The following is a 13,504-nucleotide window of genomic DNA, read 5'->3' on the forward strand; positions in this document are numbered from 1 at the left end:
CGCAGGGTCAAAATTGACGGGGCGGATCAAGGAGGCATTTAAAACGCATGACTGATCTCACATCCCCCCTGACCCTCGCGCACGGACCGGCCCTCAAGAACCGCTTCATGCTGGCACCCCTCACCAATCAGCAGAGCCATGCGGACGGCACGCTGAGTGCGGACGAGATCCGCTGGCTGTCCATGCGGGCCGAAGGCGGCTTTGGCCTGACCATGACAGCCGCCGCCCAGATCGATCCGCACGGCATCGGGTTTCCCGGCCAATTGGGTTGCTATGACGACGCGCACCTGCCGGGGCTCCGGGAGCTGGCTGCGAACCTCAATGCCGAAGGCAGCCATTCCGTGGTCCAGCTACATCATGCCGGCATGCGCACGCCCCACGATCTGATCGAGGGCAAGCCGGTCTGTCCGTCCGACAATGAGGAATTTGGCGCGCGGGCGATGACGCTGGCTGAGATCGAGAAGGTTTGTGCCGATTTCATCGCGGCGGCGGTGCGGTGCAAGGCTGCCGGATTTCATGGCGTCGAAGTACATGGCGCGCATGGGTATCTGCTCTGCCAATTCCTCAGCGCCGAAATCAACATGCGGGACGACCCGTATGGTGGCAGCCTGGAAAACCGCGCCCGGCTGACCTTCGAGATCATTGACGGCATTCGCGCCGCCTGTGGTCCGGACTTTTCGGTTAGCCTGCGCCTGTCGCCGGAACGGTTCGGCATGGATTTGGGGGAAGTCCGAATAGTGGCAGAGCGGGTCATGGCCGAAGCTCAGATCGATTATCTCGACCTGTCCCTATGGGATGTGTTCAAGACCCCCGTGGACGAAGCCTATCAGGATCGTCGCCTGATCGACTGGTTCACGGATATTGAGCGCGGTGACGTCCGCCTGGGAGCAGCTGGCAAGCTGACGACGGGCGCGAAGTGCCGGGAGGCGATGGAGGCGGGGCTCGACTTCGTCGTGGTCGGGCGCGGCGCCATCCTGCATCATGATTTTCCGCAGCAGGTGCTCGCCAATCCGGATTTTGAACCAGTCTCCTTGCCCGTTTCGCGTGCACATCTGCGTCAGGAGGGGCTGGGCGAGCGCTTCATAGACTATATGAGCGGCTGGAAAGGCTTCGTGGAAGTCCCGGAGAGCGTGGCGTCCGCAAGCCCTGCTTGACTTGGGCGGCGGCATCGGCCACGCCCCGCACCCATGATTATCGCCATTGATGGAACCACGGCGTCGGGCAAGGGCACGATCGCGAAACGGCTATCGGCCCATTACGGCCTGCCGCACATGGATACAGGCCGCCTGTATCGCGCGACGGGCGTGGCGGCGCTGCATGCTGGCGTGGCGCTGGATGATGCCGAGGGCGTCGCCAAGGTCGCCTGCAGCCTGGATCTGGCTGATTTCAACGAAGCCGACCTGCGCACGGCAGAGGCCGGCAAGGCCGCAAGTGTCGTCGCTGCAATCCCGGAAGTGCGCCAGGCCTTGTTCGAACTGCAACGGGCCTTTGCCACGCAGTCAATCGGCGCTTTGCTGGACGGCCGGGACATCGGCACGGTGATCGCACCGGAAGCGGACGCGAAATTGTGGGTGGATGCCAGCGTGGAGGTTCGCGGTCACCGTCGCTGGAAGGAACTTTGCGGGCAGGGAAGTGACATCTCGCTCGAAACGGTGATCGCGCAGTTGCGCTCACGCGACCAGCGGGACCAGTCGCGCAAGGATGCGCCGGCCGCGATGGCGGCAGATGCCGTCTTGATCGATACGTCCGACCTGACTATAGAAGCCGCAGTGGAAAAGGCGATTGCAGCTGTCGAGGCGGCACTTGCCCGTGGAAACCGCGCCTGAAGGGGCTTCTCTCTTAGTTGAGAGGCCTCAAATCCAAACAGGCCGCACCACTTCAAATTCAAGAGACCACGCTCTCGGGTCGTTCTGAGCAGGCTGCAATGGTGCACGCCTGCCTCGAGCCGTTCGACCCGCCCGAAGGAACCCAAATGTCAGATAACATGAACCCATCGACCGACGATTTCGCAGCAATGTTTGAATCGTCCACGGCGGCCAGTGCCATGCAGGAAGGCCAGGTCATCCCGGCCACCGTCATTCGCATTGATAACGACGCCGTGCTGGTTGATATCGGTCTGAAGACCGAAGGCCGTATCCCGGTCAAAGAATTCTCGATGGAAGACAAGGAGCCGGAAGCCGGCGACATCGTCGATGTCTACCTTGATCGCATCGAAAACGCCCTTGGCGACGCTGTTCTGTCCCGTGACAAGGCCCGCCGCGAAGAGCGCTGGATCAAGCTGGAAAAATGCTTCAACGCCGAAGAGCCTGTCAAAGGTGCGATCTCCGGCCGCGTCAAAGGTGGCTTCACGGTCGACCTTGGCGGCGTGAACGCCTTCCTTCCAGGCAGCCAGGTGGACATCCGCCCGGTTCGCGACGTTGGCCCGCTGATGGGCGAAATCCAGCCCTTCCAGATCCTCAAGCTGGACCGCGCCCGCGGCAACATCGTTGTCTCGCGCCGTGCCATCCTCGAAGAGAGCCGCGCCGAACAGCGCGCCGAGATCGTGTCCGACATGGCAGAAGGCGACGTCCGCAAGGGTATCGTCAAGAACATCACCGATTACGGTGCGTTCGTGGACCTCGGCGGCATCGACGGCCTGCTGCACGTCACCGACATGAGCTGGAAGCGGATCAATCATCCGTCGCAGGTTGTGGAAGTTGGTCAGGAAGTCGAAATCCAGATCATCAAGATCAACCCGGACACCCAGCGTATCTCGCTCGGCATGAAGCAACTCGGTTCCGACCCGTGGGATGGCATCGACATCCGTTATCCGGTCGGCGCGCGCCTCAAGGGCCAAGTTACCAACATCACCGATTACGGCGCCTTCGTGGAGCTGGAAGATGGTGTCGAAGGCCTGATCCACGTCTCCGAAATGAGCTGGACCAAGAAAAACGTCCATCCAGGCAAAATCCTCTCGACCTCTCAGGAAGTCGATGTGGAAGTCCTGGACGTCGATTCCGAGAAACGCCGCATCTCGCTCGGCCTGAAGCAGACCATGGACAATCCATGGACCGCCTTCCTCGCAGAGCACCCGATCGGCACGGAAATCGAAGGCGAAGTTCGTGGCATCACGGAATTCGGCCTGTTCGTTGGCCTCGGCCCGGACCTCGACGGCATGGTGCACATCAACGACATCGCCTGGGACAAGTCTGGCGAGCAAGCCATTGAAGCCTTCAACAAGGGTGACATGGTCAAGGCGAAAGTCCTGGACGTTGATGTTGACAAGGAGCGTATCTCGCTCGGCATCAAGCAACTGTCCGGCGATCCGATCGAAGCGCCTGCAGATGGCGGTTCCGGCGTGAAGCGCGGTTCCATCGTCACCTGTGCTGTCACCGAGATCACCTCGGGCGGTATCGAAGTCGAGTTCGGCTCCCCGGCGATGAAATCCTTCATCCGTCGCTCCGACCTGTCTCGTGACCGCGCAGACCAGCGTCCTGAGCGTTTCGCTGTTGGCGACAAGGTCGACGCGAAGGTGATGTCTGTGGACCGTTCGTCCCGCCGTGTTTCGCTGTCCATCAAGGCCCTCGAAATCGCGGAAGAGGCAGAGGCCGTTGCACAGTACGGATCGGCAGATGCCGGTGCATCGCTCGGCGACATCCTCGGCGCAGCGCTGGCATCGTCCGGCACTGGCAAGGAAACCTCGGAAAAGGTCACGCCGACCCCGCCGAGCACGGATGGCAAGGCTACGGCCGACGCATCTGCGCTGGACGAGTCCGGCCGCCTGTCCGGTCCTCAGGGCGATGCTGATGATCTGAAGCAGATCAAGGGCGTCGGTCCAGCCTTCGAAAAGAAGCTGAATGAAGCCGGTATCTACCACTTCTGGCAGATTGCAGCGCTGACGGATGCTCAGATTGCCACCCTCGAAGAGGAAGTCGGTACGTCCGGCAAAGGCGCTGAGTGGAAGGCCCAGTCTGAAGACCTGGCCAACGCCTGAGGCGGCTGATCCGGTCTCCGGATCAGTATTCTAAAATAGATGAAATGTTTGCGGCGGGGGCCTAGCGCTCCCGCCGCAAATGCGTGTAATATCAAAGACATGCTGAAGTCCGAATTGATTGCAAAACTCGCTGTGGAATACAACCATCTGCGCCAGGAAGATCTGGAACGGGTGGTCAATGTCATTCTTGACGAGATCGGATCTGCGCTCGCACGCGGTGATCGTGTCGAGCTACGCGGGTTCGGAGCGTTCTCCGTGCGCCAGCGGGATGCCCGCAAAGGTCGAAATCCACGTACCGGGGAATCTGTAGAAGTTCCGGCGAAATCCGTGCCCTTTTTCAAGGCGGGCAAGGAGTTGCGAGCCCGGGTAAATGGCGGCGAGGACCCTGAGGCGCGTTAGGTTCTATAGCAGTTCCAACTGAGTGTGACGTCTTGACGCGGCATTCAAATCCCCGGCGTATTTGCGTCATCGCTTAAATATCCTAGCAGAGAGAAGGGGCTTAGAATGCTTAAGGAATTCAAAGAGTTTGCCATGAAGGGCAACTTGGTCGACATGGCGGTCGGGTTTGTCATGGGGGGCGCATTCGCAACGGTCGTCACAGCATTTATTCAAGGCGTATTCCTGCCATTGCTGGCGCCGATCATGGGCGGTATCGACTTGTCCGCGATTGCCTATACGGTGTCGCCAGCTGAAGTGAATGCCGCAGGCGAAGTCGTCAAGGAAGCTGCCGTCGTTGAACTCGGTAACTTCATCGCCGCGATCATTTCCTTTATCATCGTGGCATTCGTCATGTTCATGATCATCAAGGGCATGAACAACATGCAGAAGAAGGAAGAGGAAGCTGCCCCGGCTGCGCCGCCGCGCCAGGAAGTGCTTCTGGAAGAAATTCGCAACCTGCTGGCCAAGCAAAGCTAGGCGTTGCGTCGACATATTCATGAAGGGTTAAGCACAGTTCGTGTACCTTCATGGATAGTAGAGTAACAGGTAGAGTATTGAGGGGCGGCCTGATTGGCCGCCCTTCTTTTTTTGCCGGGAAACGGGGCCAGCCCTGAAATGGCCCGCAAGGCAAAGTTAAGATCGGCCTGCCAGACTGGCGCGATGGAAACCCTTGCCGCCTTTACCGCCTATTTGACCGATGAGCGCCGCATGGCGGAAAAGACGGTCGAAGCCTATCGGAGCGATCTGGCCGGTTTCTTCGGGTTCCTGAACATACACCTTGGCGAAGCGCCGACGCCGCGCCGGCTCGGCAAGCTGAGGGCGCGCGATGTGCGGTCATTCCTGGCTCAACGCCGACGGGACGGCTTGTCAGATGCGTCGATTGCGCGGCTCTTGTCCTCCATCAAGGCCCTCTATCGCTGGCTCGGCCGGACCTATGACATCGAGAATGCCGAAATCGCCTATTTGCAGGGACCGAAACGCCCGCAGCGCCTGCCAAGGCCCGTGTCGATTGAGGCCGCCAAGGATCTGATCGAGGAAGCCGGCACGAATCCGGATTCCGAAGCGTGGATCAATGCCCGCGACGCAGCGGTGTTGTCGCTGCTCTATGGCGCGGGCCTGCGTATTTCCGAGGCGCTGAGCCTGACTGGCGCGGACAATCCGACGCCGGAGCGGCTGCGGATTGCCGGCAAGGGCGGCAAGGTGCGGATCGTGCCGCTGATCCCGGCAGTCCGCGAGGCAGTCGATGCCTATGCCGGGCTTTGTCCCTACAAGCTTGGCCGGAATGATGCGCTGTTCCGGGGTGCGAAAGGGGGCGCCCTGAACCCGCGCCTCATTCAGGGACTTCTCCAGAAATTGCGCGCCGTGCTGGGCCTGCCGGATACGGCGACGCCGCACGCCCTGCGCCATGCCTTTGCGACGCATCTTCTGGCGGCGGGCGCAGACCTCCGCGCCATCCAGACCCTGCTCGGCCATGCCTCGCTTTCGACCACGCAGGTCTATACCGGAGTCGATGCCGAGCGGTTGCGGGATGTGCATGCCGCCGCGCACCCCCGCGCCTGAATAGCCTTAGGAAACTCTTTCAAATTGCCCAATACCGCCTCAATTCGCGGTAATCTTGATGCTGTACTCTGGGGAGGTAGGCAGAAAGGACTGACGCCATGGGTGTCAAAGGGAACGCAATACTTGGTCTGATCACGCTGGCGGCCTTCATTGGATGCGGGTTGATGGCCCAAGCCCAGGAAAGCCAGGTCGATTATGACGGCTTCGTCGAGCTTTCAGCTGAAATCTCGCACTATCGGTCTTCCCGTCTGGTCGCTCTCGATACGTTCAACGAGATGAAGGCGGAGCCCGGCACAATTGTACTGGATACGCGTAGCGCCGAAGCGTTCCTGATGGGGCATATCGACGGCGCCGTCCATTTGAACTTTTCTGACTTTACCGATGACAAGCTCGCCAAGGTGATTCCCTCCAAAGACACGCGGATCCTGATCTACTGCAACAACAATTTCACGGACGATGTCGCGCCCGTTCCGGTCAAGCGGATCGAGCTGGCCTTGAACGTGCCGACCTTCATCAATCTCTATGGCTACGGCTATGAGAATATCTATGAACTGGACGGGGCCTATCCGACGGCGGAACCGGCCATTCAATGGGTGGGTGAGGCCTCTCCGCTCTAGGCTTTCCCAAGCGCCGACTCTTCAGTAAAACTCAACTGATCATCTGACGCATTGCATTCAGCGCGAGCTGACGTCATGTGACGTCGCGAGAGAATGCAAGAGCGAGAGCCCTGATATGACTGCAGATGCGACGCCCGTTGCCGCCAAGAAGGTCAACCCGAACGCGCCTACCGAGGAAACCGTCCTCGAGGTGAAACACTATACGGACCGCCTGTTCCGGTTCCGGCTGTCGCGCCCGTCGACTTTCCGGTTCCGGTCGGGGGAGTTCGTGATGATCGGGCTCTACAAGGATGATGGCCGTCCGCTGCTGCGCGCTTATTCCATCGCCAGCCCGAGCTGGGACGAGGAACTCGAATTCTATTCCATCAAGGTCGCCGACGGTCCGCTGACCTCACGCCTGCAGGCCATCCAGCCGGGTGACAAGGTGCTGCTGGGCAAGAAGCCGACCGGTACGCTGGTGCATGATGCGCTGGTGCCGGGCAAGCGGCTCTATTGTTTCTCCACCGGCACGGGCTTTGCGCCCTTTGCCAGTGTCGTGCGCGATCCTGAGACATATGAGAAATTCGACGAAGTGATCGTCACTCACACCTGCCGGGAAGCCGCAGAACTCGACTATTCGAAAGAGATTGTCGAGGAGACCTTGAATCATGAATTCCTCGGCGAACTGGCTGAAGGCAAGCTGCGCCGCTATGGCAGCTGCACGCGTGAAGCGTATGATAACAAGGGCCGGATCACCGATCTGATTGAATCCGGCAAATTGTTCGAAGATCTTGGTGTGCCGCCGCTGAATCCGGAAACCGACCGGGTCATGATCTGCGGCTCCATGGAAATGATCCAGGATGTCAAAGACCTCATGATCAAGGCTGGCCTGACCGAAGGGTCGAACGCCTCACCGGCCGAATTCGTGATCGAAAAAGCCTTCGCAGGCTAGATCCAGCCCGACAAGCATATTGGCGCTTTCGCATCGGCATGGTTAATCATCCCGAACGGGAGGACGACCTATCATGCGTAGAGTTTCAGGTTTGATCGCGAGCCTTCTGGCCGTCGCCATTTCATCGGGGCTGAGCGCTTCTGCGCAGGAGCGTGCCTGCCGCGTAGAGGATACGCCAAATGGCGCCAAGGTGGTCGGCGGCGTCAACGCCCACCTCGCCAATTGGCCCGGCATCGCCTCAATCCAGTTGAACATGCAGCAGGGCGCTTTCCATGTCTGCGGCGGCGCGGCGATCTCGAAAGACTGGATCCTGACGGCGGCGCATTGCGTCGAAGGCTTCAAGGTGTCGGAGCAGAGCGGGCGGGTGTTTGCGTATGAAGAGGCGGGCGATGGCGGGCCGGAACGAAAGATCGCCGCTATCCGGATCCAGCTTGGGACAGGAGACCTCGGGCGGAAGCCAGACGGCTCTCAAGCAGCCTTTGTGACGGAAGTGATTACCCATCCTGCCTATGCGGGCGCCGAGGACATCTACAAGGGCGCGGACATCGCCTTGATGAAGCTCGACACGCCCTGGGAAGGTCCGCTTGCAACGCTCTCGGCAGATGCGACGACAGACCGGCTTTCCAAAGCAGGAGAAGAAGCCTGGGTCGCAGGGTTCGGCAATTTGCTGGAGCTCGAACCCGGCCAGCGCACGAAATGGCAGAATGCGCGCAATTTCGCGCTCGCCGCGCCAAGTCTCGTCCTGCAGGAAACGTCCGCTCCCACAGTGGCGGCATCGGTCTGCCAGTCACGTTTGCGCAAGGCCTCCATGCTGGAAGGCTATCCGGCAGATTACCAGTCGCTGATCGTGGATGACACGCTGCTCTGCGCCGGTCTGGAGCAGGGCGGGCAGGATGCCTGCCAGGGCGACAGTGGTGGGCCATTGGTCAAGTATGACAAGAATGGCTGTCCCTACCAGATCGGCGTGGTCAGCTGGGGCGTTGGGTGTGGCCGTCAGGAAAGCCCCGGCGCCTATACGCGGGTGTCAGCCTATGCGGACTGGATCCGCACTTATGTGCCGGATGCCAATTTCGTTCAGTATGCGCAGGTGCCGCCCCCGACGCGCGGCGTGCCGGACCTTGTTTCCAGCGTGCAGCATGATTTCGATTCCATTGTGGCAGAGATGCCGATCACGCTGGTGAATGTGGCGGGCCAGACGATGTCGGTCGTCGAGAATGGCCAGATGGTCGACCTGAAAGTCACGTTGCCCGTGCGCGGCAAGCTTGTTCTGTTCGACTATAATGCGGACGAAGTGCTGACCCAGCTCTATCCGAACCCGATCGAGGCGGCAGGAAGCTGGCCCGTCCGCGAGGCAGGAGAGACCGTGTTCCTGGCTAAGGACATTTTTGGCGAACCGGGCCTGCAGGCAGGTCCGCCGCTCGGGCCTCAATCCATGATTGCCATGGTCGTGCCGGAAGATGCGCGCCTGCCGGTCTCGCCTCAGCAGGGGTTTCAGGAGATCGATGCGCCGGTCGACTACATCATGCGTCTGGTGCGTACCGCCTTGCGTGAACAGCAGACCGTGCGGGGTCTGTTCCGCATCGCCGCAGTTGAGGCAGAGCGTGTGCCGGACAGTAACTCCGAGGCCGAAACCGAGGCGGCTCCTCAGGAGCCCAAGCTGGCGATGGGTGTGCTAAACTATTGCATCGATTCCCGCATTTGCGGCGCGGATACATCCGCCTCCGAATGACCTGCCCCGAAGGCTCTAGGTGCGCAGTTTCTCGCGCTGATCCTTCCAGCGTTTGCGAAGGGTGGCGACTCGCTCCGGGAATCGCTCATCCAGCATTTCCTGTCGCTTCACCCGGTCTGTCCGGAAGTGACGGAAATCCTGTCGGAGTTCGCACCACGCGCACACCATTCTGATGTCTTCCGAATAGGCGATGAGGAACGGCCAGACGGTTCGCCGAGTGATGTTTCCTGTCTCATCGCCATAATCCATCAGCACCTTGGCTTGCCCGCGAATAGCCTGGCGCACGATGCTGACATCGAAACTGTCCTCCGCGCGCGGCTTGAAACTGACCGGGACCAGGCCCGCATCCACAATGACGGGTTGCAGGTCACGAGGGACCGCGACGGTAAGCTTTGCGATCAGGTCCCGTGCGCCCCGCGCCAGGGCTTCATCGCCGCGCACCGCCACCCATTGCGCGCCCAACACCGCCGCTTCCAATTCGTCCGCCGTCAACATCAGCGGCGGCATGTCGTAACCGGTGTCGAGCACATATCCGGTCCCGGCTTCACCCCGTATGGGCACGCGTTGGGCAATCAGTTCCGCCATGTCGCGGTAGAGGGTGCGAAGCGAGACTTCCAACTCTTCTGCCAACGCTTGCCCAGTCACCGGCGCGCGGTGACGGCGCAGGATCTGGATGATCTGGAACAGGCGTTCGGTGCGTCTCATTTTCTGGAACCTACTGCCACGCTGCTGACACCATGCTGTCAGCAGGCCTCATCTATCAAGCCTTCATCACAAGCAAGACATGGAGACAGACAATGATTACGCTTTTTGGATGGGGCCCGATGTTCGATTGTCCATCACCCAGCCCCTATGTGATGAAATCGGACATACAGCTACAGATGCTCGGGGTCGATTTCGACCGCGCGATTGCGGACCTTGATGCCGTGCCAAAGCACAAGGCGCCTTATGTGATGGATGGCGACCTGCTGGTTGAGGACAGCAATTTCATCCGGGCTCATTTTGAACGGAAACTCGGCAAGTCGCTCAATGACGGCCTCAGCGATGACCATCGCGCGGCCTCATGGGCCTTCGAGCGTATGGCGGAAGATCATATCAACAGCGTGCTGGCCATGGAGCGCTGGCTGAAGGACGAGAATTTCTTTGAAGGCCCGATGCTGTTCTTCAACGATGTTCCGCCGCTGGCCCGGGACGCCATCGTCAAGGAAATACGCGATGGTATGGCACAGACTTTTTACGCCCGTGGCCTGGGACGCCATTCCGAGGACGAACGCATGCGGCTCGTCGCATTGGATCTGGAAGCCATCGCCATCCAGCTTGGGAGCAAGCCCTACCTGTTTGGCGATGCGCCCAGCGTCGCAGATGCCAGTGTCTCGGCCGCCCTTATCAGTGCTGGCACCGAATATTTCGATACACCGCTGACGGGACTTGTGCGCGGGCATGGAAATCTCGTGGATTATATGGACCGCATACAGGACCGGTACTTCGCGAAGAATCTCTGGCCGGTCGCCGAGCTGGTCTGATCCGGGATGCCGGCGGGTCGCCCGGAGCGGTGGGCCCGCCGGCAAATTGATCAAATTTGCAACATCGTGTTCAGCGGGCAGTTACCCTGTCCATGCTACGCGAAAAAATGCTTCGCCGCCTGATTGCCATCCTCCTGACCGTGTATGCGATCGCCTTTGCCTTTGGCGCGCTGACGGCTGTGCGCTGGCCCTCGATCATGATGGCGCTGAGTTGGGTGGTTCAGGACGATATTACGGGCGGACTTGAAAGCGTCGACTGGCGACAGCTCGGCATCGCCTATGGCGGACCCTATCTGCTCGCCGCCCTCTGTTTCTATTGTTCAGCCGCAATGATCGCCGCGAAACGGCCTGGCGGTGTGCTCTGGTATCTGATGGGGGTCGTAGCAGGCATCCCGTGCCTCTATCTCGTGACGTTCGAGCCCGGCTGGTGGAATGACCCCAGCGCGGCCGAAGGGGCCATCGCCGGTGTTTGCGCCGGCGCGTTGCTGTTGATGCTCGCCGTCTGGGAATTGCGGCTGCGGGCGCCCCGCCAAGCAGAGTCGTCGACGCAAGATGTTCCCTTGGTCCTCTCGAAGCCCGTGCTCGTCAGTGAGCCCTTGCCGGAAGCACGTCAGCGCCCGGTTCCGGCCAAACCCTCCCGTCCAGCCTTTGTGCCCGCCGCGATTGCGCGCCAGCGTGCGAGTTTCGCGATGCATGGCCGCAAGATGAACGCCCGGCGCCGCCGCGCGGTCTGAGACTGTCCTGGCAGATTGCGTTTGCTGGCATGCCGGCATGAGCCTACCTTCCTTTGAAAAGGGATGAGAAGGAAACGGGATGAGTATAAGACGTGTCATTGGATTGGCATTGGCCCTGGTGGGCGGCTGGCTGTTCTGGGGCGGCGCCGCGACCGTCAATATTCTTGTGAACCGGGGTAGCAGCCTGTCAGACGCCCTCATGCAGCCCCCGACCAGTCTTGTGCGACTGGTGGCGACGGGCCTTGTCCTGCTGGGCGGTCTGGCGATCATGGCGGGGAAGGGATCCGGGCGCTGGATTGCGCTCGCGGGAATCCTCCTGTTCACCCTTCTCGCCGGATTGATGGTGGCATCTGGCGCCGATCCGATCCTCTGGACTGATGAGGCGGTGATCAGCGGCGTGCTTTGGGTGCTTTTCGTGGGTCTTGTCGTGACGAAACGCAGCTAATCCAAACTTGCAGGCCCCGCCGCATTGATTTCAGAAGCAAAATGCCTAGTTTGGCGGCTCATTCCTACTGGGCCCTCTAAGCAAGGCAGATTTCCCCATGGCTGAGACATACGACGTCGTCATTATCGGTGGCGGCCCCGGCGGCTACAATTGCGCAATTCGTGCCGGACAACTCGGCCTGAAAACGGTCTGTATCGAAGATCGCGGTGTGCTGGGCGGCACCTGCCTGAATGTCGGGTGCATCCCGTCCAAAGCCCTGCTGCACGCCTCGGAACTCTATGCCACGGCGCAGAATGAATTTGCCGGCATGGGCATCAAGACCGGAAAACTGGAAATCGACCTGGACCAGATGATGGCGCAGAAGACCGAAGCGGTCGACGGCCTGACCAAGGGAATCGAATTCCTCTTCAAGAAGAACAAGGTCGATTATATCAAGGGCCGCGGCAAGATTCTCGGCAAGGGCAAGGTTGAAGTCAAAGGCCTCGACGGCAAGACCCAGACGCTGGACACGAAGAATATCGTGATCGCGACTGGCTCCGAGCCGACCAGCCTGCCAGGCATCGAGATCGATGAAGAGCGTGTCGTTACCAATACGGGCGCTCTGTCGCTGACCTCCATTCCCAAACGCCTTGTCCTGATCGGCGCCGGCGTGATCGGCCTCGAAATGGGCTCGGTCTGGGCGCGTCTCGGTGCGGACGTGACCGTGGTGGAGTATCTTGATCGCATCATGCCGGGCGCCGATGCGGACGTCGCTAAGGAAGCCCAGAAAATCTTCAAGAAGCAGGGCCTCAATTTCCGCCTTGGCATGAAGGTGACGGGCGTTGAGAAACTCAAATCCAAGTTGAAGCTGAGCATGGAGCCAGCGGCAGGCGGCGAGACGGAAGTGCTGGATGCCGATGTTGTGATTGTTGCGATCGGTCGCAAGCCGTACACGGAAGGCCTCGGCCTGGAAGCCGTTGGCGGCACGACCGACAAGCGCGGTGTCATCCAGGTCTCCGATGGCCATTTCAAGGTCACAGAGGGCGTGTGGGCGATCGGTGATTGCATCCACGGGCCGATGCTTGCGCACAAGGCCGAGGATGATGGCACTGCCGTGGCCGAGCTGATTGCTGGCAAGGCGGGTCATGTGAATTACAATCTCGTGCCGAGCGTGGTTTACACCAAGCCGGAAATGGCTTGGGTCGGGCAGACCGAGGAACAGCTCAAGGAAGCTGGCGTGGAATATGTGAAGAGCAAATTTCCCTTCATGGCCAATTCCCGTGCCCGCACGAACCATGAGACCGATGGCTTCGTGAAAATGTTGGCCGACAAGAAGACCGACAAGATCCTTGGGGTACACATGGTGGGTGTCGGGGTGGGCGAGCTGATCGCGGAGGTCTGCGTTGCCATGGAATTCGGTGCGGCGTCGGAAGATATTGCCCGCACTTGCCATGCTCACCCGACCCTGTCGGAGGCCGTTCGTCAGGCCGCAATGGGCATTGAAGGCTGGACGATGCAAATGTAGGCATTCGGCCAATTGTCGAAATATGTCTGAGATAAAGAGTGGACCTGATC

13 protein-coding genes and 1 pseudogene are annotated in these 13,504 nt (G+C 60.2%); 13 read left to right on the plus strand and 1 reads right to left on the minus strand.

Annotation, left to right across the window (positions count from 1 at the left end; genetic code table 11):
* Positions 1-47 precede the first annotated feature (47 nt).
* From V7660_RS00675 to V7660_RS00715, 9 genes and pseudogenes are all read left to right on the plus strand, one after another.
* Complete coding sequence (locus tag V7660_RS00675) at positions 48-1,154, plus strand: NADH:flavin oxidoreductase (RefSeq protein ID WP_335601188.1); 1,107 nt, start codon at positions 48-50, stop codon at positions 1,152-1,154.
* A 33-nt stretch (positions 1,155-1,187) separates the two neighbouring features.
* Positions 1,188-1,826, plus strand: a complete 639-nt coding sequence (gene cmk / locus V7660_RS00680; protein WP_335601190.1) for a (d)CMP kinase — start codon at positions 1,188-1,190, stop codon at positions 1,824-1,826.
* Between the two features lie 146 nt (positions 1,827-1,972).
* Positions 1,973-3,652: pseudogene (gene rpsA / locus V7660_RS00685) on the plus strand (30S ribosomal protein S1); the annotation flags it as partial.
* Between the two features lie 420 nt (positions 3,653-4,072).
* Positions 4,073-4,372 carry an integration host factor subunit beta gene (locus V7660_RS00690; protein WP_335601193.1) on the plus strand — a complete coding sequence of 100 codons (300 nt, stop codon included), beginning with the start codon at positions 4,073-4,075 and terminating at the stop codon, positions 4,370-4,372.
* Between the two features lie 105 nt (positions 4,373-4,477).
* Positions 4,478-4,888, plus strand: a complete 411-nt coding sequence (mscL, locus tag V7660_RS00695) for a large conductance mechanosensitive channel protein MscL (protein ID WP_335601195.1) — start codon at positions 4,478-4,480, stop codon at positions 4,886-4,888.
* Positions 4,889-5,026: 138 nt separating this feature from the next.
* The gene (locus tag V7660_RS00700) at positions 5,027-5,971 is read left to right on the plus strand and encodes a tyrosine recombinase XerC (RefSeq protein WP_335601196.1); all 945 of its coding nucleotides are present in this window, start codon (positions 5,027-5,029) and stop codon (positions 5,969-5,971) included.
* Between the two features lie 98 nt (positions 5,972-6,069).
* Entirely contained in the window at positions 6,070-6,588 is a 519-nt protein-coding gene (locus tag V7660_RS00705) for a rhodanese-like domain-containing protein (protein ID WP_335601197.1), read from the plus strand.
* A gap of 115 nt (positions 6,589-6,703) precedes the next feature.
* Positions 6,704-7,519 (plus strand): ferredoxin--NADP reductase, encoded by an 816-nt coding sequence (locus tag V7660_RS00710; RefSeq protein ID WP_335601198.1) that lies wholly within the window; start codon positions 6,704-6,706, stop codon positions 7,517-7,519.
* Positions 7,520-7,592: 73 nt separating this feature from the next.
* Positions 7,593-9,248 (plus strand): serine protease, encoded by a 1,656-nt coding sequence (locus tag V7660_RS00715; protein WP_335601199.1) that lies wholly within the window; start codon positions 7,593-7,595, stop codon positions 9,246-9,248.
* 15 nt (positions 9,249-9,263) lie between these two features.
* Here V7660_RS00715 and V7660_RS00720 read toward each other — a convergent pair whose 3' ends face one another.
* On the minus strand, positions 9,264-9,953 hold the full coding sequence (locus V7660_RS00720; protein ID WP_335601200.1) for a helix-turn-helix transcriptional regulator: 690 nt from the start codon (positions 9,951-9,953) through the stop codon (positions 9,264-9,266).
* 92 nt (positions 9,954-10,045) lie between these two features.
* On the opposite strand from V7660_RS00720, the gene V7660_RS00725 reads away from it, so the two are divergent.
* The 4 genes from V7660_RS00725 to lpdA all read left to right on the plus strand — a co-directional run bounded on the left by V7660_RS00725 (position 10,046) and on the right by lpdA (position 13,454).
* A complete protein-coding gene (locus tag V7660_RS00725) occupies positions 10,046-10,771 on the plus strand; it encodes a glutathione S-transferase family protein (protein ID WP_335601201.1) in 726 nt (241 codons plus the stop codon).
* A gap of 92 nt (positions 10,772-10,863) precedes the next feature.
* Complete coding sequence (locus V7660_RS00730; RefSeq protein ID WP_335601202.1) at positions 10,864-11,505, plus strand: hypothetical protein; 642 nt, start codon at positions 10,864-10,866, stop codon at positions 11,503-11,505.
* 79 nt (positions 11,506-11,584) lie between these two features.
* Positions 11,585-11,950, plus strand: coding sequence for a hypothetical protein (locus tag V7660_RS00735; protein ID WP_335601203.1), 366 nt, complete (start codon positions 11,585-11,587; stop codon positions 11,948-11,950).
* Positions 11,951-12,047: 97 nt separating this feature from the next.
* Positions 12,048-13,454, plus strand: a complete 1,407-nt coding sequence (gene lpdA / locus V7660_RS00740; protein WP_335601204.1) for a dihydrolipoyl dehydrogenase — start codon at positions 12,048-12,050, stop codon at positions 13,452-13,454.
* Positions 13,455-13,504: the final 50 nt, after the last annotated feature.

It is taken from the genome of Hyphomonas sp., from assembly GCF_036964145.1.
Lineage (GTDB): Bacteria > Pseudomonadota > Alphaproteobacteria > Caulobacterales > Hyphomonadaceae > Hyphomonas.

Excerpts from the sequence above, each read along its gene's own strand:
- V7660_RS00710 (WP_335601198.1), top strand. The coding sequence starts at position 6,704 with ATGACTGCAGATGCGACGCCCGTTGCCGCCAAGAAGGTCAACCCGAAC.
- V7660_RS00675 (WP_335601188.1), top strand. The coding sequence starts at position 48 with ATGACTGATCTCACATCCCCCCTGACCCTCGCGCACGGACCGGCCCTC.
- V7660_RS00720 (WP_335601200.1), bottom strand. The coding sequence starts at position 9,953 with ATGAGACGCACCGAACGCCTGTTCCAGATCATCCAGATCCTGCGCCGT.
- V7660_RS00735 (WP_335601203.1), top strand. The coding sequence starts at position 11,585 with ATGAGTATAAGACGTGTCATTGGATTGGCATTGGCCCTGGTGGGCGGC.
- V7660_RS00730 (WP_335601202.1), top strand. The coding sequence starts at position 10,864 with ATGCTACGCGAAAAAATGCTTCGCCGCCTGATTGCCATCCTCCTGACC.
- mscL (WP_335601195.1), top strand. The coding sequence starts at position 4,478 with ATGCTTAAGGAATTCAAAGAGTTTGCCATGAAGGGCAACTTGGTCGAC.
- V7660_RS00690 (WP_335601193.1), top strand. The coding sequence starts at position 4,073 with ATGCTGAAGTCCGAATTGATTGCAAAACTCGCTGTGGAATACAACCAT.
- V7660_RS00705 (WP_335601197.1), top strand. The coding sequence starts at position 6,070 with ATGGGTGTCAAAGGGAACGCAATACTTGGTCTGATCACGCTGGCGGCC.
- lpdA (WP_335601204.1), top strand. The coding sequence starts at position 12,048 with ATGGCTGAGACATACGACGTCGTCATTATCGGTGGCGGCCCCGGCGGC.
- V7660_RS00700 (WP_335601196.1), top strand. The coding sequence starts at position 5,027 with ATGGCCCGCAAGGCAAAGTTAAGATCGGCCTGCCAGACTGGCGCGATG.
- V7660_RS00715 (WP_335601199.1), top strand. The coding sequence starts at position 7,593 with ATGCGTAGAGTTTCAGGTTTGATCGCGAGCCTTCTGGCCGTCGCCATT.
- cmk (WP_335601190.1), top strand. The coding sequence starts at position 1,188 with ATGATTATCGCCATTGATGGAACCACGGCGTCGGGCAAGGGCACGATC.
- V7660_RS00725 (WP_335601201.1), top strand. The coding sequence starts at position 10,046 with ATGATTACGCTTTTTGGATGGGGCCCGATGTTCGATTGTCCATCACCC.